The sequence below is a fragment of the Fodinibius salicampi genome, assembly GCF_039545095.1.
Classification (GTDB): domain Bacteria; phylum Bacteroidota; class Rhodothermia; order Balneolales; family Balneolaceae; genus Fodinibius; species Fodinibius salicampi.
In genome coordinates this window covers 767,876-785,946 of the sequence record NZ_BAABRS010000001.1, presented here as the reverse complement: position 1 = coordinate 785,946, position 18,071 = coordinate 767,876, and the positions used below count along the sequence as shown (strand labels likewise).

Here is an 18,071-nt window from a genome sequence, read left to right as displayed (position 1 = left end):
TTATCTAATCTTTATTACTGTTATTTTTCTTCTTGGTGATAGGCTTAACCGGAGTACCCCGTCTCTTATCGACAGGGGGGCGGAAACAATGGCGGGCCCGGGGTTCGTAGGCATCCGTTTCGCCCACAAGCACACGCTCTTCATTTTCAACAACACGCTGTGAATAGTGAGCCATAGTACCGCTTTCCGCACAGATGGCATGAAGTTTAGTAACATATTCTGCAATTGCCAATAGCTGGGGCATTGGCTCGAACGGTCGGCCCTCAAAATCCATATCCAAACCAGCTATAATTACACGTTTCCCATCATTTGCGAGTGTATTTGCTACGTTGATCAGCTGCTTGTCAAAAAACTGGGCTTCATCAATACAGACGACCTGGGCATCGCCCGTCAATAACACTATCTGGTCAGCTGTGTCTACAATAAGACCGGGGAGAGTGGTTTCGTTATGGGAAACAATATCCTCCTCGCTGTATCTATTATCGACTTTAGGTTTAACAACCACGACCTTTTGTCCGGCAATATGTGCCCGTTTAGCCCTGCGGATAAGCTCTTCTGTTTTTCCACTGAACATACCACCGCAGACAACCTCTATCCATCCAATTTTATCGGGTATATAAGAGGGTTCATTTAGCATAAATCATAGTTTGATAAGAATATTCCATAGATACCTAATAAAGCATGGAATATATTCGTGTCTAACCAAAATTAAAAAGAGAATATCGATCCATTTCCAAACGAACTGCAGACATGGAAATTTAATGGATATCTTCTTCCTTCATATACTGACTTTGGGAATACATGTCCCAGAAAAGCCATGCAATAGGAAAGGGAGGGAAGAGGATAGAAATAATAAGCTTTATGTTTTTGGATCGCCCGTCCTTAAGCTGAGACACACCCGCAATACCTGCTAACCAGAATATAAAGACTAGGAAAATAAGAAATGCTATCGAAATAGATCCCAGGAATCCAAAATTGTTATAAAAGGTTTGCAGCATTGAGTTTTCGCTCTACTTTGATCCGTTAATTCGTTATTTTCCACCAATAAAATACAATATCATATAAATTTAGAATAAAGTCCACATGCATCCGGTAGTATCAATTGTAGGGCGACCCAATGTTGGTAAGTCCACTATATTTAATCGCCTTATTGGCAGCAGAAAGGCCATCGTCGATGATGAGTACGGGGTTACCCGTGATCGTCACTACGGTGAATCATTTTGGAACGGACGAACCTTTAATGTAATTGATACAGGAGGGTATCAGCCGGATGAAACTGATATAATGACTGCAGGTATCCGTGAACAGGTTCATATTGCCATAGATGAATCAGATGTAATTTTATTTGTGGTGGATTGCGAGGCCGGAATGACCAGTCTTGATAAGTCGGTAGCCCGCATGCTCAGAGAGGATCAGGAAACCCCGGTATTATTGGTACCCAATAAAGCGGATAATGATGAACGCACCCTCAATGCTGCAGAATTCTATGAATTGGGATTCGAAGAAATGCATCCGATTTCTGCTATTAACGGGAGGGGAACCGGAGATCTGTTAGATCGTCTGGTAACTCTGTTACCGGAAGAAAAGGAAGATCAGGAACCAGATATCCCCAAACTGGCCGTAGTGGGGAGGCCGAATGTAGGGAAAAGTAGTTTTATTAACTCCTTACTTAAGGATGAGCGTTGTATTGTTACAGATATCCCCGGAACAACACGCGACTCCATCAACAGTAAGCTTAGCTTTGATGGGAAAGACTATATACTGATCGATACAGCGGGCCTTCGCAAAAAACGCAAGGTCAAGGAGAATATAGAATTTTACAGCACAGTTCGCACCGACAGAGCCTTGAAGGAATGTGATGTAGCTATTCTAATGTTGGATGCTATGCGAGGTTTTGAGGCACAGGATAAACATATCCTCCGTGAGGCTGAAAACTACAACAAAGGTATTGTCATTGTGCTCAATAAGTGGGACTTAGTGCCGGAAAAGGACTCAAATATTCACAAAGAATTTGAGGAATATGTGTACGATAAAGTTCCCATGATGGATTATGTACCTATTGTTTCAGCCTCGGCTTTGAGCGGCCAGCGAATATACAAAGTCATAAAAACTGCTGATATTGTACTGCAGGAGCGGAAAAGAACGGTAAGCACACCTAAGCTCAATGACTTTATGGAGCGTATTCTGAAACGCAAGCCATTACCGATGCGCCGGGGAGTTGCGTTGAAAATAAAGTATGCCACGCAGGTTAAATCAGATCCCCCGGTGTTCGTATTTTTTATGAATATCCCGGAAGAACTACCCGCCAATTACAGGCGTTATATTGAAAACGAGATACGCAAAGAATTTGGATTTCAGGGGGTTCCAATAACACTGAGATTTAAACAAAAATAAACTGATTTAACCTTTGAAGTGAATCACTGAATCAGTTATTTTTCCGACGACATTACGTTGAGCAATAATTACTACTAACAGATAGAAAAAATGCCGACACCACAAAATTTAGAGCAACCGCGGGCAAATGCGCTTAACAAAAACTTTGAGCGCGAGCGGGATTTATCTTTTTTAGAAAATTTATATCTGCCGGAAATATTTAAGGCGCTGTGGTATACTCTTAAGCAAATGTTTTTGCCCAAAACTACGCTTCGTTATCCCGAGGAAAAGTGGAATCCGCCTTCTATCTTTCGCGGAAGACCGGTTTTGGTTGAGGATGATGGGAAAGAACGATGCGTGGCATGCGGACTCTGTGCCCGGGCTTGTCCGCCACTGGCAATTAGTATGCAGGCTAATGAGGATGAAGAGGATCCTAAAGAGCGATATCCGGACTTCTTTGAAATTAATATGCTGCGTTGTATTTACTGTGGTTATTGTGAAGAAGTCTGTCCCGAGGAAGCCATTGTAATGAGCAAAGACTATGATATTGTATTTGAATCAAGGGAAGAGGCTATTTACGATAAAGAACGGCTACTCGTTCCCAAAGAGGACCTGAAAGAACGGCTTGATTTTCTTCGGGAATATAAAAACAATCAATTTGGACAGTTCTGGGATTTTCAGGAAGAAAACAATATTCATTCTGTCCGCGACCGTGATCGGGAATTTAATTCCGGCCTTTCTCTTGTTGATATGCTAGAACAACAAGAGCATAACGATAATGTGGAAGCCAAATCTCATTGGGAACGGTAGCGGATGATGACCGAAAAAGAGATTACTCAGGAACAGGTTAATCAGCTTGTTGAAGATGCGGCTTATTTGCAGGACGAAGCTGATGCTCTTCAATATGTCATCGATAATGTTCCTTATGAAGTAAAACCACCCGGTAAACGATCGATAGCTGAAATACTATTGCTTATTGATCATGCTCAGCTCTCTTATTTTCGTCCAATTATGGAAGAAACGGTAAAGAGTAAACGGCCAACCCACATTGACAATTTTACTCACTATGAAGATAGCTTTGAGTTTGATGGTGAAGTAAATAATATCCAAAAAATTCTTCGGAAAATATCTAAACATCGAGTGGGATTCGTAAATTCTATCAAGGAAATATCGCTAATTGATTGGGAAACAGTTATATATGAGGACAATAATCCCATTCTATTGTTTAATTTCATGCAGGAGATGATTCAGTTTGAGCGTCGCATGCTAAAGGAAATTGCCAATCGCGCCATGGTCTATAGTAAGGAAAAAGAAAATCGACGTGAAATAGAAAGCAGGAGAGATAGGCAGCAGACTAACAACAATTCAGATAATTCTGCTGATAAGCCCACTAGGAAATAACAATATTTTGATACCCTGGGTTGATATACTACTAATTTTCATTGGAATTTATGCCTCTTTTGAACTCATTAAATTTGCCCGGGGCAGGGGACGGCTTAAGTTTCTGGGGCTTACTATTGCTGCCGGAATTTTCGCTTTTCTTGAGTTTGTTGTTGTACTGAACTCACTTTTTACTTCTTCCACTTTTGCGGCAATAGCATCTTTTATTATTGAATGGGGACATCTCTTTTGCCTGGCTTTTATACTTAGCTCAATGGCTATTTTTATACGCGAGTCTAAGCCTGTATTCGCCCAATTTCCCATGGCATATACGGCACTTCCTCTTTTTATCGTCATCTCGTATTTCTTTGTTCTGGATAATATAGTTTTAAAAGAGTGGCTGTTTTTTTTGTATCAGGCGGGTGCACTTATCATAGCTCTAATGATGTATGGAGTATATACCTATAGATTGAATAAATATATCTATATTCTGGCTGGAGTTGTTCTATTTTTAATATCATTTATAACATATTGGAGCTTTTCAGGAGGAGCCTCAAGTTGGAAATACATTATTTCTGTTGCAATATTAACTACCGTATTTGGATATAAATATGCTCATAAATATTAATTGTGTTTATGGTACCTAAAGTAAATACCAAGGCTCCGGACTTTACATTGAAGAACACCGACGGTACAGGCATTTCGCTAAACGATTTTTCGAAAAGACCAAAAGTTCTTTTCTTCTTTCCATTGGCATTTTCCGATGTCTGTACTGATGAACTGTGTTCTATCCGGGACAATATGAAGCTGTATAATGCTTTTGATGCTAAAGTTATTGGTATAAGCATAGATAGCTTTTTTGCTTTAAAGGCATTCAAAAGATCAGAAAATATAAACTTTACCCTTTTAAGTGATTTTAATAAGGAAGTTAGCGCTCGCTATGGTGTCTTGTATGATGATTATTTTGGAATGAAGGGGGTTGCAAAGCGATCTACCTTTGTAATCGATAGGGAAGGATTAATACAGTATAAAGAAGTACTTGAAGACTCGTCCGATCTCCCAGATTTCAAATCAATTCAAAAAAGTCTTTCATCCGACAATAAATAATAAATTTTATATAAGGATTTGAGTTACAACCTATCGGATAGTTAAATTATTTTTCCAAAAGATTCCTTTTCTCAAATTAACTCTGGTTTAATATTCTGGTTAACATGGAAAAAGTTTTTAGGATCATATTTGGACTTTATTTTCTGTAATTGAATTATTACCCATAAATAAATCATAGAGACCACCTTCCACTTCTATAATATTACATGCCGTAAACCCATGCGCTTCTTTATGGGTAGCAATACAAGCGTCCTTATCCGGTCCTTCCATCAGGCAGAATACCGTGCCGACTTCTTTATTATACCAGTACTGGTGATAGGTTACACCATACTTTTCCTGAACTTCTAAATCTTTAATATGAGCTTCCCGGATATCAGCAACAGAAATCTCACCAACATAATGGATATCCATATAAAGTGGCATAGTAGTAACCTTAAAGGAGGGGGGGGACAATATTGATGTACTCAAAAAAACAATAGTCAAAGTACTTAAAAGGAATTATTAAGTAAGTTTAATGAATGAGCATTATACATGTTTTCAATTTATGTTTTTGGTATCTGCATGTTTCAATATAGATAAATAGGGAGGATAATTATCGATATTATGGATGAACCCAATTCGACTAATTATCTTTACTTTACATAATATAAATTATACGACATATAGGTATCCATATTATAATACCGCATTCTATATACTATATGTTGATATGGCCAAAAACTTGTTTCCATAGATTAAATATTAGGAGTTGTAAAAATAAATTGATCATAATTCAAAGATCACTTTTCTAAGGTCATTTATTTTGTGATAGTAAAGCATAAACTGATCATACCTTTAAAATAATATCATTAATGAAAATCAGCGCTTTGGTCTCTTATATTTCATTGTCTCTCTATAATTTTAATTGAATTTATTTGATTATTTACTCTTTTGCGTAGCATTTTAAGACTAAATTAATGTTTAAACACTAGAAATGCCCTTTAGATTGTTTAAAATGCATTTATTTCAAATTTGGCTTCTAAGCGGCTTAAATTATTTTTTAATGCTATCCTATTAGCATTTTTGGCCTTATTCATGTTTTTTACAAGAAAAAAGATATTAAAGGAACTTTCATAAACGTTGTTGCATAAGAAGGTTTTTATATTGGTATCTATATCAATTTATGGTATCATAAAATCGTGAAAAGCACTCTGGGATTAAATCAAATATTAATTACCATTGTTATGGAAAAATTATTCAAAATATTCGGATTTTTGGTTTTTGGAATATTATTTATCGGAATTCAAAATATTGCTGCACAATCTGTATTTGAAACACTAAAATCAAATGGACAGACGTCAGAGTTTGCAGCGGCGCTCGAAAATGCCGGATTGGATGATCGACTTTCTGGTAATAGCGGATCGTTTACCGTATTTGCTCCTTCGAATAATGCTTTTGCCCAAGTGGATGACAAACTTAAAACAGATTCAAATTTTCTCTTGAACCATATTATTACGGGTTCTGCTACTAAGCGGAGCCTACAACATATGTCACAGGTAACTTGCCTCAGTGGTATTACTATAGAGATAGTAAAAATGGATAATGGCTCTCTTTCTATAGAAAACTATCCCCTGGAACAAAGCAACATTCGGGCTGGCAATGGAGTTATTCACATTATAAACGGAGTGATTCAATAGCACAGATTTATTACATTTAAATATCACTGCTATATCTACTTCCTTAACTTATCATTATACTTGAGATACGCTTTCAATATTTGGACCAGTTGCATTAGATCCTCTATAAAAACACGTTCTCCCTTTTGATGATAAGGATAGATAGCAGGCTCAAGCGCTATTGAAATGATATCCTTACCCGTATGAGCATTAAATTCGTATCCATAATGTAAGTAATCGTTGGTATTGTTATGGAGTTGGATGGTTGAATCAATAGCGAGAAAGTTTTGTACTACTTGTTCTGTTATTAGTCTCAGTGATTCAGTTTCTTCGAGGCCATTAAGCTCCCAGTGTTTGGCATATAGTGCGATACCCTGCTTTCCTTTGAATAATGGTGTGGTATCTAATGTAATCACTTGATCAGGTAACCAATCCTTATCGATACAGGCTTGAGCTATTCGCCTGGCTCCCATTCCATGATCAAAATCTTTACCATTATTTTTGAGTAAATCGGGGTGCTCTTTTAGTCCTTTACTTTCTTCCATCTCCGAGAAAAAGAATAAAAGATTAGGCCAAGAAGGGTTTTCTTTCGCCTTTCCCGCAAAATATAATAAGAGTCCAACCCCCACACTATTGTCCATGGCTCCTTCTATATAATGGTCGGTAATAGCCACTGGCAATAAATCCGGATAGTCCTTTCCATAATGATTGATTTTATCCAGATGTGCTGTAAGAGCTATAGTCGGTTTATTAGGATTATTTCCTAATCGGAAAACCAAATTATTTCCCTCAACGATTAATTCATCATCAGTTATGGACTCAAATACAGAATATATATAAGGATGAAGCCGCTCTTCATATGTGCTGAACGAAGGACATTCAGCGACTTGCTTAATATGGCTTAAAAGGTTTGATACCATACAATTAAGTCTTTGATATAAAGCCAATTTTAAAGTCACCGTTATCTTCGGCCAAGACCTCAATTTTATCTATAATGGCATTGGTATCAAGCGGACCATAAATATGGGGATATTTCTTTCCGCTTTCGGGATCCTTCTCATATTTAATTGTTGAATTCAGTGCCGTGACATCTATCACCAATAATAATAATTTATCTTGTCCAGCAAATTTTTTATTTGCCGTACTTTCTACCTGGTGACCGGAAGAGCAGTGGATAAATCCGTCCTCATCAAGGGATTCCGGCTCATAGTTTTTATTTTTTTTAAATGTATTAAAATTTTCTTCGGTAGTTATATGAAAGATTAAATCGTCGCGCATTTTGTTTCTTTTCATTTAAATTGTTTTGAGAAAATCGCAAGCTATATGTACCAGGGCATCTCCTTTATATACAACAGGCGCATTATTAAGACCTATAACCCGTCCTTCTTCCGGGCTCTTCACCTCATACCAAAGTTCACCATAAGGATCACTTATATATCCTAAAATTTGATCTTTCTCTACGTGGTCTCCGAGTTTTGATTCATGCTGAAATAATCCACCATAATGGGCCCGAATCCATGGAGAGGAATCATATATCTCCGTATCCTGCTTTTCAGGGCCTTCCTCAATCATATCAAGATAGTGCATAAGCCTCAGTGCTCCGTTCATGCCTTCCTGAATCGTAAAATCATCAAATCGAAGCGCTTCTCCTCCTTCAAACACAATAATAGGAGTCCCTTTTTCCTGAGCTGCCTTTCGGAATGTTCCATCGATTACTGATGAGTCAAGAATAAGCGGAGGTGAAAAAGCCCGGGCTATTTCCTGGTTTGACTTGTTTTCCCATTCACAGCGAATTTGGGGATAATTCGATCTGGCCTCGCCTCCGGTATGAAAATCTACTCCATAGTCTACATGAGGAATAATTTTATTCATCAGAGTATAAGCCATTAGGCTGGCCAGTGAGCCAGATTCCGAACCGGGAAAACTTCTGTTAATATCCTTACCATCAGGCAATCCGCGAATATTTTGTATAAAACCGTAGGTATTAACTAATGGAATGGCAATAACGGTACCTCTTTGAGGCATGAGCAAATTTTGGTGGATCATCCGGCGTATAATTTCTACGCCATTGATCTCATCCCCGTGTAATCCCCCGGTCAATAGCAGTACCGGTCCCTCCTCTTTGCCCCGGAAAAGTTGTATAGGAAGATCAATATTTGTGTGGGTTGGAAGCCGGGCGATATTAAGTTCAATTTGTTTTTGTTCTCCCCGGCCAACCTGATGCCCATTAATGTTTATTACCTCTGAATCAGACATTTCTGGGAATCTGGTTTCCTTTAGACTTGTTTTGTTTCGTTTTTCGCTCTACAAAAGAGATGATTTTTCCGGCAATATCTTTTCCGGTAGCAGCTTCAATACCCTGTAAGCCGGGAGAAGAGTTTACTTCAAGAGCCAAGGGGCCTCGACTAGACTGCAACAGGTCAACCCCTGCTACAGATATACCCATCGCCTTAGCAGCGACTAAGGCTGTTCTCCGCTCTTCCTTGCTGAGCTTGATCAGGTTACCGGAACCGCCTCTATGTAAATTAGAGCGGAATTCTCCTTCTTCTCCTTTACGCTTCATGGCACCTACCACCTTACCATCTATCACAAAAGCCCGTATATCTTCTCCCTTAGCTTCTTCAATATATTCCTGCACAATCACACGCGCTTTCATGCTATGGAAGGCCTGAATAATGGATTCTGCTGCCTGGAAGGTAGGAGCTAACACCACCCCAACCCCTTGGGTTCCTTCAAGTAGTTTGACAATAAGCGGAGGCCCTCCAACAGACTCGATAATTTTTTTTACTTCGGTGGAATAATTGGTGAAAACGGTTTTGGGCATTCCTACTCCTGCTCTTGCCATAATTTGAAGGCTGCGAAGCTTATCACGAGAACGAACCAAAGCCTGTGACTCAACAGCAGTAAATACTTTCATCATTTCAAATTGTCGTACTACAGCAGAACCATAAAAAGTAACAGAAGCCCCAATTCGAGGTATTACAGCATCGACATCTTTTACTTTTACTCCTTTATAATAGATACAGGGGTTGTCCTCCTCACTTACAATGTCACATTTTAAATGATCGAGAACCGTAGCAATGTGTCCACTGTCTTCAATAGCTTCCACAAGCCGGGAGGTCGAGTAAAGTTTAGGATTTCGGGATAAAATTACTATATGCATATACTAAATAAAGAGTAACTTAATTATTATCAGATAAATATTTTTTTGATACATCTACTACAAAGCGTTTGTTGATAAATTTACGCCCTAAAAGTACCGGATAACGCATTTCTGAGCGATCGGCTAAAGAAAGTTCAGCTTTAAATTCTTTGTCTAAAAGGCGTATTGCTGTTTTGATAATATAACGCTGTTCTGTGGTTCCGTTAGAACTTTTAATATTTTTTGTAGCATGAACAGGAAGTTCAAAAAGCTTTTCATTGTAGGTTTCATGAGACGGATCCAGCAGGTTAAAACGGACATACGAGCGTCCTTCCTTAGAAAATGGTTCAATATGATGGCAGTGAAGGCTTGAAGTATAGGCTCCAGTATCTATTTTAGCATCTATATCAAAAAGATCCCACTCCGGAAAATTGATGCGTTCAAGCCGGCCGATTATTTTTAATTTCTTTTCTTGCAATCTATTCATCTCCGTTAGTTACGATGAATTTACAACGGGTTTAAGTATACAAGTTATTATACTATCTATCACCTATTGAATAAACTTTCTGTAAATAGAAACCATTACAGCCTTCAGCTAAATTACAGTATATAATACCTTCCTGTCCCATAGCAATGCATTCAAGTTCTCCTTGTTGATTCAATTTTTATTTCCGGAAAAATATATAACAACCAGCACGGTATACGTAACTATTTGATATAAAATCAGATATGAAGAATAATATAAAAAAATAACAGGCCACAGCTGGTTGGCTGTGGCCTGTTAAAGTGAGAAATAATTTGGATACTGGCCGGTTGAATTTTACCCTTTCTTTGAACGCTTTTCACGGATAAGAAATCCCCCCAATATAAGTGCAATAATTCCGGTACCAATAAACAGGTAAAGCATCGTGTTGGACTCCGGTTCGGCATGACGCGACCATGTATCTGTCTTTTCTGAGATAGTCATCATTTGGTCATCCGTCATGAAATCAGCATTAACGAAGTTTGAGGACCATCTTCTTTCAATAGGATTCCAAAAGTCCTGAAACGATCGGTAGTGCTCATAATCTGTTTGCGAAGCACCTTCCTTACTTCGTTGGATTGCGCTATCCAAATAGGAATTTAGAGAAGCATAAAATTCACTTTTATTATTAAGCCCATCAATATTAATTCCTTTTTCACGAAGAGAATCCTGCATACTTGCAAGAGTATTTTCCTGGAGCAATTGCTCCCATTCCTGAAGATTATTATTTACCTCCTGAGACAACGTTTCAGCATTATCTCCTCCGTAAACTTCAGTAATTTTATCGCCGAGCTGACTCCACATCCGATCAAAACGTTGCTGAACCTCATACATGCGCATATAGTCTTCCAGATAGAGTCTGCTAGTGTTTTCTTCCAGAATATTGACATTTTCAGCAGAAATATCTCTAAGCAACGTCAGTACATCACCATTATCATCCAGCCTTCTCTTTTTATTTAATTCCTCAAGCTGAGCCAAGGCTTCCAGATCCATCTGCTCATAGGCAACAACCGTGGAATCAATAAAAGCCAGAATGAGCTCGTCTCTTTCTTCAAGATTCTGCCTGTAGTTTTGAACCATTCCCGAGAGCTGACGCTCACTTTGTATGGATTCTTCCATCGCCTTTTTTAGAGAATCGGCCTGTTGAGTAAGCTGATGTACATGCTCTTGATAAGCCAGAAGGCGAATCTCTAAGGTTGTAAGCTGTTCATCCTGTTCCTCCATTTTTGCCAGCCTGTTAGCAGTTGATTCTGATGCCTTTCTAAGTTCGGCTATTTGTTGCTCATAAGTATTGGGATACAGTGCTTTGTCAAGTAGTTCCTCATGAGGGCTATAGGTCTCATCAAAAGCTTCTATATCCTCCGTTATTGCTCTGGCGCTGTCAGAAATGCTTACGGTATCTATTTTCTCCTGAAACTCCTCATACTCAGCTTTAAAGCTCTGCTGGATTTCATAATCTGATTTTTCATCCAGCTGAGCAAATGATTGAGTCGTACAAAAAAGTAAAAAAACGCTTAAAAGACTTAGTGAATGTTTCATAATGAGTTCTCCTCAGAGTTTTTCATTTCGGATTCATCTTGTTCCAGCCCTTCTATGGTTAGCCTGTAACTTTCTCCATTTCTTCGGTCAAGCAGTTCTATATATTTATTCCGCTGGTTAAAAGCAGGCTCTTGTATTCCTGCTTTATTGATAAGAAATCTCTCTTCGAGTTCAAGCGCTCCTTCTTCGGGACTCATAAGGTAAACATGCTGGTATGTTGGTGCTGTAATATAGTAATACCCCTTCTCGCCCCTGATATATCGAATTTCGGAAGTGGTGACCGACGTAGTATCCTGTGTTTCCATGTATTGCAGGGGAAGTATATTAAACTTAAGCCCGTGTTTTATATCCTCTACATTTCCCTCGTTATCCGGCTCTAAAACTGACTCGATTGGCTGCGAATAGTCAACCTTATTAATAGCCATTGACTTACAGCCCCCTAAAATTAATAGAGCCAAAACTAAAACACATCCCATTTTTTTGGTAAATGTTTCCATAAATATCATCCATCTATATGTTATAGTTAACGTACTTCTTGCTAAGAACACTAATTATAGAGGATGAAGGAACAATTGTTCCTGACAATTTTAAAGGGCCAATAAAATATCTATGGGGATATTTTCCTTAAGCTGATCCCGGCCAGAAAGAGCGGCTAATTCGGCTATAAAGGAGTATCCGGCTACTTCTGCTCCCAATTGTTCCACTAATTCAGTCGCTGCTAAAGCGGAACCACCGGTAGCTATCAAGTCATCGTGAATCAATACCCTGTCTCCTGTGGCAAAGGAATCTTTATGGATTTCAATTGTATCCTCCCCATACTCGAGGGCATAAGTAGCGGAGATCGTTTCTGCGGGCAGTTTCCCCGGTTTACGTATAGGAACAAATCCGGCATGGAGGTCCTGGGCCAAATTAGTACCAAATAAAAAGCCACGGGACTCAAGGCCAACTACGTAATCAATATTGGCATTACGAAAAGGACGGGAAAGAATTTGTGAGGTTAACTCCAGCGTATCGGGATTGCGTAATAAAGGAGTTATGTCCTTGAATTGGATACCCGCTTTCGGAAAATCCGGTACATTCCGGATATTTTCTTTAAGTAATGCAATAATCTTTTGTCTAACTTCGTCCATTCCCGTTATCTTGTTGTTTAAGATTTTCGATTTGATAATATCTATTTAACAACCAAGGAAGCAAATAAATATGAATAACGATATCTCCGGGGCCAAGAAACATCTCCAGTTTATGAGGCAGGCTTTTCATCTGGCAGAGCAGGCCTACGAAGAAAAAGAGGTTCCTGTTGGAGCAATAGTTGTCAAAGACGATCAAATTATTGGGAAAGGATATAACCAAACTGAACGGCTAAAAGACCCGACGGCTCATGCAGAAATGCTGGCAATATCAGCAGCCTGTTCTACCCTTGAAGAAAAATATCTCACGGGTTGTACGCTCTATGTAACGCTTGAACCCTGTCCCATGTGTGCTGGTGGATTAGTGTGGGCCAAAATTGATACCGTTATTATTGGGGCCCTTGATGCTAAAGCTGGTGGCTGTGGAAGCATATTTAATATTGCAGGCAGTGAAAAATTAAATCATCAGCCTAAAGTTCTACATGGATTCATGGAAAAAGACTGCGAATGGCTTTTAAAGCAATTTTTCCAAGAACGCCGGGGGAAACAGAACGGCCAGCAATAAAAATACACTGTAAATAGTTTCCTAGTAGAATTTCAAATATCACAAATATTTAAACTGAATGAACTTTAAAAAATACATCATATCATTAGCTGTAATATTATGGTGTACAACAAGTTTTGTCAATTTATCATACGCCCAAGAGTTAAGCCGATATACTTTTAAGGAGCAGCATATGGGAACACTTTTTACTCTCATTTTTTATGCGCCCGATGATTCAACAGCACAATCAGCTGCAGACTTGGCTTTTAAAAGGATTGAGCAGTTAAATACCATATTAAGCGATTATGATCCCAATAGTAATCTCAATAAGCTATCCGAACGCTCTGGATCGGATAAATATATTCCGGTTGACTCTACCCTTTTTACCGTAGTAAGTAAATCACAGGAGGTTGCAGAAGAAACGAATGGGGCCTTTGATATTACTATTGGTCCATTCGTTAGGCTTTGGAGAGAAATACGCCAAATGGAGGAACCAAAATTACCAGATCGAAAGGTTTTGAAAGACCTCAGTACCCGTATCGGGTATCAGAATGTAGCCTTGGATTCCTCCACCACCTCAATTGCCTTGGAACAAGAAAATATGCAGTTGGATCTGGGGGCGATCGCTAAGGGGTATACAACGGATGAAGTACTTCGTATTTTAGGTAACCAAAATATCCATTCGGCCCTCATTGATGCCGGTGGCGATATCCGAGTCGGTGATCCGCCTCCGGGCAAAAATGGATGGATCATCCGGATACCTGTCCATACTAAAGAAGGAACTTCCAATAATATAACGCTTCAATTATCCAACCGGGCAGTTGCAACCTCCGGAGATTTGTTTCAGTATGTATATATCAATGGCGAGCGTTATTCACATATTATTAATCCCAAAAGCGGTATGGGATTAACGACACAAAGCATGGTTACGGTCATAGCGCCCGATGGTATTACAGCGGACAGCTATGCTTCAGCCCTCAGCGTAATGGATGCTGAGGAAGGAATATCTCTAATCAATCAAAAATGTAGTGTAGAGGGACGTATTGAATATCAACATCAAACAGAAGAAGGAATCAAGATAAATCAATCGGCTCATTTCAACCGATTGATTCTTGATTCTGAATAAATAAGCCAGGCATTTTACAGCCGATTCTTTCTCCAGCTAAGAATGCCTATCCCCTCTTTAAAAAGAATCGGCTTCAAGGTAAGCATCGATAACCGCCTGCTCGCCTTCCCTGCCATCCATTGAATTACCGTGTTCCATTCCCATAATACCGTCGAAGCCTTTGTCATGAATATGCTTAAAGACGTTTTTAAAGTTAATTTCTCCGGTACCAGGTTCATTCCGTCCTGGATTGTCGCCCTGTTGAAAGTAGGCAATTTCATCCCAGCACAAGTCAATATTTCTGATAAGATTCCCTTCATTTTTCTGCATGTGATATATGTCATACAGAATCTTACAAGAAGGACTGTTTACAGCCTTACATATCATATGAGTCTGGGCTGAGGTACGCAGATACAAATCAGGCGTATCACTTAGCGGTTCAAGTACCATTACCAGTCCGTGAGGTTCAAGTATTTCCGCTCCCCGACGCAGCGTTTCAATAACGTTGCTGGTTTGAATATCCATAGGAAGCCGCCGCTCAAAATTTCCGGGTACTACGGTCATCCACTTCGCATTGACCCGCTTAGCCACTTCCACAGCCTCTTTGCAGGCATTTACAAAGATTTCAGTATGTTCCTCGTTATCTGATGCAAACGTATTGGCACCATTGCCGCCTTTGTCGATGACAAAAACACCCATTTGCATATCCAGTTTGGCTAGTCGTTCTCCAATCTTTTTCTGCATTTCGGGATTACGTCCCATTAGCCCGTTATCTTCTAGTGCGGTGAATCCTCTTTCGGCCATAAACGTTAACTGGTCAAGAAGGTCGTCACCTGCATGATGCCGGAACATTCCGAAATGAGGAGCATAATTCAGATTAAAATCATTCTTACCTTCAGGCCTGCCTTCAATCGTTTCCGTTTGTGCAAGAGAACTTGCCCCTACCCCTGTTGCCATGACAGATCCGGCTAAGAGGCCATTTTTCAAGAAATTTTTCCTGTCCATAATTTATTTTTTACTAATGGTTAGAATTCTAAAAGGAGATAGAAAATAGTCACTGTCCGTTATCAATAAACGGACAGTAACATAATATAAGATTAGAAAGGCTCCTTAGGTCAATACATCTGTTACTCCGGGAACCGGCACAGGATAATTGCCATTCTCGTCAGGAGTAACGGGAGGCTCGGAATCCCAGGAAAGTGCATCCGGCACAAGCTTCTTAGAACCGTTCATGGCATCTTCCCAGCTAATCACATCTCCGGAATAGGTTGCCATACGACCCATAATTGCCGTAAGTGTACTCTTGGCACTCCGTTCAGTATCATTGATGACCTCGCCATTTCGAATAGCTGCAAAGAGCTCATTATGCTCCTGTTGATAGGGATTGATATCTCCATCAGCATTGTGGTCATACAAGGTTTCCCCATCCCAGCTGGTAATAATTCCCCTATCACCAGCTGTATCAATAGTCCCCTCGGTTGTCTGGAAGAATTCAGAAACCCGGTTCATAGTGCCCTCCTGGTGACGACACTGACTGGCAATAACGGCACCACTGGGATATGTAAACTCAACAAAATGGTGATCAAATATTTGACCGTGCTCTTTACCGTTACGCACTTCACGTCCACCCATGCCCTGAGCTGATGCCGGATACTCACCGATCATCCAGTTGGCAACATCGATATTGTGGATATGCTGCTCCAGAATGTGATCTCCGCAAAGCCAGTTAAAATAGTACCAGTTGCGCATCTGATACTCCATCTCGGTCTGGCCATCTTCGCGAGGACGGACCCAAACACCGTCACTATTCCAGTAGACCTGTCCACCGACAATGCTACCAATTTCTCCGCCATGTACGCGCTTGGAAACTTCCCGGTAGCTGTTTTGATAGTGGCGCTGCAGTCCTACTACTACATTAAGATTTTTTTGCTCAGCCAGTTTTCCGGCCTCTAAAATCTTATGTATGCCGGGAACGTCCGTAGCCAGTGGTTTTTCCATGAACACATGCTTGTCAGCATTAACTGCTTCCTCAAAGTGAACAGGACGAAAACCGGGAGGTGTGGCTAAAATTACTACATCTGCCAGCTGAATGGCCTTTTTATAGGCATCAAAGCCGGTAAACTTGTGGTCTTCCGGAACATTAAGCTGTTCCGTATCTCCATACCTTTTAGACAGCGTCTCATAGCAATCATCAAGACGATCTCTAAAAGCATCAGCCATAGCAACTAATTGATTACCGCTATCTGCGGTTAACGCCTGGTTAGCGGCACCGGTACCACGTCCGCCACAGCCGATAAGAGCAATTTTTAGCATTTCATTACTTTTATTTCGCTGTCCTCCCATTGCCGGAAAGGTACTTAAGAATACGCCTCCAGCTGCCAGAGAAGCATTTCTGACAAAATCTTTGCGGGACATTCCATTTTTTGTGTCATCGTTTTGTTGAGCCATAGTCGGTATATTTTACTTTTAGGTTACATTAATTTATATCTGTAATTCTATTAATCCCAAATAGTTACATTATTAAATATCTTCCATTGCCTCGATCCAATATTTCTCCATTTCCTCTTCAGAAGGTGGATTTTCAGGTCGAATCAAGCGGAATCCCACATGAGGTGCATCAGTGAGCCACCAGAGGCTACGGGGAAGCTGAGGATCACGTTGTTTCCATCTGGCTTCTGACCCTTCCCGTTCCGCGCATCGCAATTCTTCGGGATCGTCCTTCCAGCTCCCTCCCCTGACCGACCTGGGATAAAGTGTTTCGGGTTTAAACCAAGGATTATCTGCCGGACTTCCTTCCAGTAATTCAAAATAATCTTCTTTGTACTGATCCATCGTCCACTCGGCCACATTTCCTTGCATATCATAAAGTCCCCAGCCATTGGGTTCCTTGGAGCCAATTTGATGATATTTTCTTTCACTATTTCCTTTATGCCAGGCATAGGTTCCAATAGCTTCAGGATTATCTCCGAAAGAATAAGCCGTATTATTACCGGCACGACAGGCGTATTCCCATTCAGCTTCGGTTGGTAGACGATAAAAATTACCAGTCTGTGCCGTTAACCATTTGGCATACATTATGGCGGCATAATTTGTCATATTAATAGCCGGAAAGCCCTCCCGGCCCATACCAAAACTCATATCGATATAAGGGGGCGTAGGTAAAGACACTGCATCGGCTTCAATTTCAACTTCTCCCTCTGCACTGGAAACCTTATTGCGTACATTCTGAATTTTTTCTTTAACAAACAGATCATATTGCTGCCACGTTATTTCATATTTTCCCATCCAGAAGGAATCCACTTTTACCTTTTTTTGTGGACCTTCATCGGGATCACGTCCTTCTTCACCCTTCGGACTTCCCATTAAAAAGGTTCCGCCCTCAATCGGGACCATTTGAATGGACTGTTCAGAATTGGGTATTTGCTCTTCATAAGGGGTGAAATCCTGACAAAATGCATTGCCAGAAAGAAACATCAAAAAGAAAAACAACGTTACGTATCGCGCTTCAAACATAAGAAAATGAAATATTTATTAGTTCAAACAGTAATTAATAAAAATTATCTTACTAAAGATTAT

23 protein-coding genes are annotated in these 18,071 nt (G+C 39.9%); 8 read left to right on the top strand and 15 right to left on the bottom strand.

The genetic code is table 11. The annotated features are described in order from the left end of the window. Window positions 1-4 precede the first annotated feature (4 nt). The gene (locus ABEB05_RS03230) at window positions 5-637 is read right to left on the bottom strand and encodes a thymidine kinase (protein WP_265787472.1); all 633 of its coding nucleotides are present in this window, start codon (window positions 635-637) and stop codon (window positions 5-7) included. Window positions 638-758: 121 nt separating this feature from the next. Then, entirely contained in the window at window positions 759-896 is a 138-nt protein-coding gene (locus tag ABEB05_RS03225) for a hypothetical protein (RefSeq protein WP_345694230.1), read from the bottom strand. Window positions 897-1,083: 187 nt separating this feature from the next. Here ABEB05_RS03225 and der point away from each other — a divergent pair, with 187 nt between their 5' ends. The 5 genes from der to ABEB05_RS03200 all read left to right on the top strand — a co-directional run bounded on the left by der (window position 1,084) and on the right by ABEB05_RS03200 (window position 4,860). Continuing rightward, complete coding sequence (gene der / locus ABEB05_RS03220; RefSeq protein ID WP_265787468.1) at window positions 1,084-2,394, top strand: ribosome biogenesis GTPase Der; 1,311 nt, start codon at window positions 1,084-1,086, stop codon at window positions 2,392-2,394. A 90-nt stretch (window positions 2,395-2,484) separates the two neighbouring features. Continuing rightward, window positions 2,485-3,183: a NuoI/complex I 23 kDa subunit family protein gene (locus ABEB05_RS03215; protein WP_265787466.1), complete on the top strand. Its 699-nt coding sequence runs from the start codon at window positions 2,485-2,487 to the stop codon at window positions 3,181-3,183. Window positions 3,184-3,186: 3 nt separating this feature from the next. Beyond that, window positions 3,187-3,774 carry a hypothetical protein gene (locus tag ABEB05_RS03210; RefSeq protein ID WP_265787465.1) on the top strand — a complete coding sequence of 196 codons (588 nt, stop codon included), beginning with the start codon at window positions 3,187-3,189 and terminating at the stop codon, window positions 3,772-3,774. Window positions 3,775-3,781: 7 nt separating this feature from the next. Beyond that, a complete protein-coding gene (locus ABEB05_RS03205; RefSeq protein WP_265787463.1) occupies window positions 3,782-4,381 on the top strand; it encodes a hypothetical protein in 600 nt (199 codons plus the stop codon). Between the two features lie 8 nt (window positions 4,382-4,389). Next, window positions 4,390-4,860 carry a redoxin domain-containing protein gene (locus ABEB05_RS03200; RefSeq protein ID WP_265787461.1) on the top strand — a complete coding sequence of 157 codons (471 nt, stop codon included), beginning with the start codon at window positions 4,390-4,392 and terminating at the stop codon, window positions 4,858-4,860. 71 nt (window positions 4,861-4,931) lie between these two features. Here the strand turns inward: ABEB05_RS03200 and ABEB05_RS17095 are convergent, their stop codons facing one another. After that, on the bottom strand, window positions 4,932-5,000 hold the full coding sequence (locus ABEB05_RS17095; RefSeq protein WP_350356647.1) for a BBE domain-containing protein: 69 nt from the start codon (window positions 4,998-5,000) through the stop codon (window positions 4,932-4,934). Then, window positions 4,984-5,271, bottom strand: coding sequence for a DUF4242 domain-containing protein (locus ABEB05_RS03195; protein WP_265787459.1), 288 nt, complete (start codon window positions 5,269-5,271; stop codon window positions 4,984-4,986). Before ABEB05_RS03195 ends, ABEB05_RS17095 begins: the two co-directional genes overlap by 17 nt. 812 nt (window positions 5,272-6,083) lie before the next feature. Here ABEB05_RS03195 and ABEB05_RS03190 point away from each other — a divergent pair. Continuing rightward, the gene (locus ABEB05_RS03190) at window positions 6,084-6,536 is read left to right on the top strand and encodes a fasciclin domain-containing protein (protein ID WP_265787457.1); all 453 of its coding nucleotides are present in this window, start codon (window positions 6,084-6,086) and stop codon (window positions 6,534-6,536) included. Between the two features lie 35 nt (window positions 6,537-6,571). Here the strand turns inward: ABEB05_RS03190 and ABEB05_RS03185 are convergent, their stop codons facing one another. The 8 genes from ABEB05_RS03185 to ABEB05_RS03150 all read right to left on the bottom strand — a co-directional run bounded on the left by ABEB05_RS03185 (window position 6,572) and on the right by ABEB05_RS03150 (window position 12,849). Next, window positions 6,572-7,435 carry a M28 family peptidase gene (locus ABEB05_RS03185; RefSeq protein WP_265787455.1) on the bottom strand — a complete coding sequence of 288 codons (864 nt, stop codon included), beginning with the start codon at window positions 7,433-7,435 and terminating at the stop codon, window positions 6,572-6,574. A 4-nt stretch (window positions 7,436-7,439) separates the two neighbouring features. Then, window positions 7,440-7,808 (bottom strand): DUF952 domain-containing protein, encoded by a 369-nt coding sequence (locus ABEB05_RS03180; protein WP_265787453.1) that lies wholly within the window; start codon window positions 7,806-7,808, stop codon window positions 7,440-7,442. Beyond that, the gene (locus ABEB05_RS03175) at window positions 7,809-8,771 is read right to left on the bottom strand and encodes a succinylglutamate desuccinylase/aspartoacylase family protein (RefSeq protein WP_265787451.1); all 963 of its coding nucleotides are present in this window, start codon (window positions 8,769-8,771) and stop codon (window positions 7,809-7,811) included. It lies immediately after the preceding gene. Then, entirely contained in the window at window positions 8,764-9,678 is a 915-nt protein-coding gene (rimK, locus tag ABEB05_RS03170; protein ID WP_265787450.1) for a 30S ribosomal protein S6--L-glutamate ligase, read from the bottom strand. The genes ABEB05_RS03175 and rimK overlap by 8 nt, the downstream gene beginning before the upstream one ends. A 19-nt stretch (window positions 9,679-9,697) precedes the next feature. Beyond that, entirely contained in the window at window positions 9,698-10,135 is a 438-nt protein-coding gene (locus ABEB05_RS03165; protein WP_425558396.1) for an ATP-dependent zinc protease family protein, read from the bottom strand. A gap of 342 nt (window positions 10,136-10,477) precedes the next feature. Then, window positions 10,478-11,719 carry a hypothetical protein gene (locus ABEB05_RS03160; protein ID WP_265787446.1) on the bottom strand — a complete coding sequence of 414 codons (1,242 nt, stop codon included), beginning with the start codon at window positions 11,717-11,719 and terminating at the stop codon, window positions 10,478-10,480. Continuing rightward, a complete protein-coding gene (locus ABEB05_RS03155) occupies window positions 11,716-12,144 on the bottom strand; it encodes a hypothetical protein (RefSeq protein WP_265787444.1) in 429 nt (142 codons plus the stop codon). The genes ABEB05_RS03160 and ABEB05_RS03155 overlap by 4 nt, the downstream gene beginning before the upstream one ends. Before the next feature lie 162 nt (window positions 12,145-12,306). Further along, entirely contained in the window at window positions 12,307-12,849 is a 543-nt protein-coding gene (locus ABEB05_RS03150; RefSeq protein WP_265787442.1) for an adenine phosphoribosyltransferase, read from the bottom strand. A 70-nt stretch (window positions 12,850-12,919) separates the two neighbouring features. On the opposite strand from ABEB05_RS03150, the gene tadA reads away from it, so the two are divergent. Then, window positions 12,920-13,411 carry a tRNA adenosine(34) deaminase TadA gene (gene tadA, locus ABEB05_RS03145; RefSeq protein WP_265787440.1) on the top strand — a complete coding sequence of 164 codons (492 nt, stop codon included), beginning with the start codon at window positions 12,920-12,922 and terminating at the stop codon, window positions 13,409-13,411. A gap of 172 nt (window positions 13,412-13,583) precedes the next feature. Then, complete coding sequence (locus ABEB05_RS03140; protein WP_265787438.1) at window positions 13,584-14,516, top strand: FAD:protein FMN transferase; 933 nt, start codon at window positions 13,584-13,586, stop codon at window positions 14,514-14,516. Window positions 14,517-14,573: 57 nt separating this feature from the next. Here the strand turns inward: ABEB05_RS03140 and ABEB05_RS03135 are convergent, their stop codons facing one another. The 3 genes from ABEB05_RS03135 to ABEB05_RS03125 form a co-directional block, all read right to left on the bottom strand. Then, window positions 14,574-15,500 carry a hydroxypyruvate isomerase family protein gene (locus ABEB05_RS03135; protein ID WP_265787436.1) on the bottom strand — a complete coding sequence of 309 codons (927 nt, stop codon included), beginning with the start codon at window positions 15,498-15,500 and terminating at the stop codon, window positions 14,574-14,576. A 105-nt stretch (window positions 15,501-15,605) separates the two neighbouring features. Next, window positions 15,606-16,943, bottom strand: coding sequence for a Gfo/Idh/MocA family protein (locus tag ABEB05_RS03130; protein WP_265787435.1), 1,338 nt, complete (start codon window positions 16,941-16,943; stop codon window positions 15,606-15,608). Window positions 16,944-17,015: 72 nt separating this feature from the next. After that, window positions 17,016-18,008, bottom strand: coding sequence for a formylglycine-generating enzyme family protein (locus ABEB05_RS03125; protein WP_265787433.1), 993 nt, complete (start codon window positions 18,006-18,008; stop codon window positions 17,016-17,018). Window positions 18,009-18,071: the final 63 nt, after the last annotated feature.

Excerpts from the sequence above, each read along its gene's own strand:
- ABEB05_RS03135 (WP_265787436.1), bottom strand. The coding sequence starts at position 15,500 with ATGGACAGGAAAAATTTCTTGAAAAATGGCCTCTTAGCCGGATCTGTC.
- ABEB05_RS03130 (WP_265787435.1), bottom strand. The coding sequence starts at position 16,943 with ATGGCTCAACAAAACGATGACACAAAAAATGGAATGTCCCGCAAAGAT.
- ABEB05_RS03185 (WP_265787455.1), bottom strand. The coding sequence starts at position 7,435 with ATGGTATCAAACCTTTTAAGCCATATTAAGCAAGTCGCTGAATGTCCT.
- ABEB05_RS03215 (WP_265787466.1), top strand. The coding sequence starts at position 2,485 with ATGCCGACACCACAAAATTTAGAGCAACCGCGGGCAAATGCGCTTAAC.
- ABEB05_RS03140 (WP_265787438.1), top strand. The coding sequence starts at position 13,584 with ATGGGAACACTTTTTACTCTCATTTTTTATGCGCCCGATGATTCAACA.
- ABEB05_RS03160 (WP_265787446.1), bottom strand. The coding sequence starts at position 11,719 with ATGAAACATTCACTAAGTCTTTTAAGCGTTTTTTTACTTTTTTGTACG.
- ABEB05_RS03195 (WP_265787459.1), bottom strand. The coding sequence starts at position 5,271 with ATGGATATCCATTATGTTGGTGAGATTTCTGTTGCTGATATCCGGGAA.
- ABEB05_RS03155 (WP_265787444.1), bottom strand. The coding sequence starts at position 12,144 with ATGGCTATTAATAAGGTTGACTATTCGCAGCCAATCGAGTCAGTTTTA.
- rimK (WP_265787450.1), bottom strand. The coding sequence starts at position 9,678 with ATGCATATAGTAATTTTATCCCGAAATCCTAAACTTTACTCGACCTCC.
- ABEB05_RS03180 (WP_265787453.1), bottom strand. The coding sequence starts at position 7,808 with ATGAAAAGAAACAAAATGCGCGACGATTTAATCTTTCATATAACTACC.
- ABEB05_RS03200 (WP_265787461.1), top strand. The coding sequence starts at position 4,390 with ATGGTACCTAAAGTAAATACCAAGGCTCCGGACTTTACATTGAAGAAC.
- ABEB05_RS03175 (WP_265787451.1), bottom strand. The coding sequence starts at position 8,771 with ATGTCTGATTCAGAGGTAATAAACATTAATGGGCATCAGGTTGGCCGG.
- ABEB05_RS03210 (WP_265787465.1), top strand. The coding sequence starts at position 3,187 with ATGATGACCGAAAAAGAGATTACTCAGGAACAGGTTAATCAGCTTGTT.
- ABEB05_RS03190 (WP_265787457.1), top strand. The coding sequence starts at position 6,084 with ATGGAAAAATTATTCAAAATATTCGGATTTTTGGTTTTTGGAATATTA.
- ABEB05_RS03150 (WP_265787442.1), bottom strand. The coding sequence starts at position 12,849 with ATGGACGAAGTTAGACAAAAGATTATTGCATTACTTAAAGAAAATATC.
- tadA (WP_265787440.1), top strand. The coding sequence starts at position 12,920 with ATGAATAACGATATCTCCGGGGCCAAGAAACATCTCCAGTTTATGAGG.
- ABEB05_RS03125 (WP_265787433.1), bottom strand. The coding sequence starts at position 18,008 with ATGTTTGAAGCGCGATACGTAACGTTGTTTTTCTTTTTGATGTTTCTT.
- der (WP_265787468.1), top strand. The coding sequence starts at position 1,084 with ATGCATCCGGTAGTATCAATTGTAGGGCGACCCAATGTTGGTAAGTCC.
- ABEB05_RS03230 (WP_265787472.1), bottom strand. The coding sequence starts at position 637 with ATGCTAAATGAACCCTCTTATATACCCGATAAAATTGGATGGATAGAG.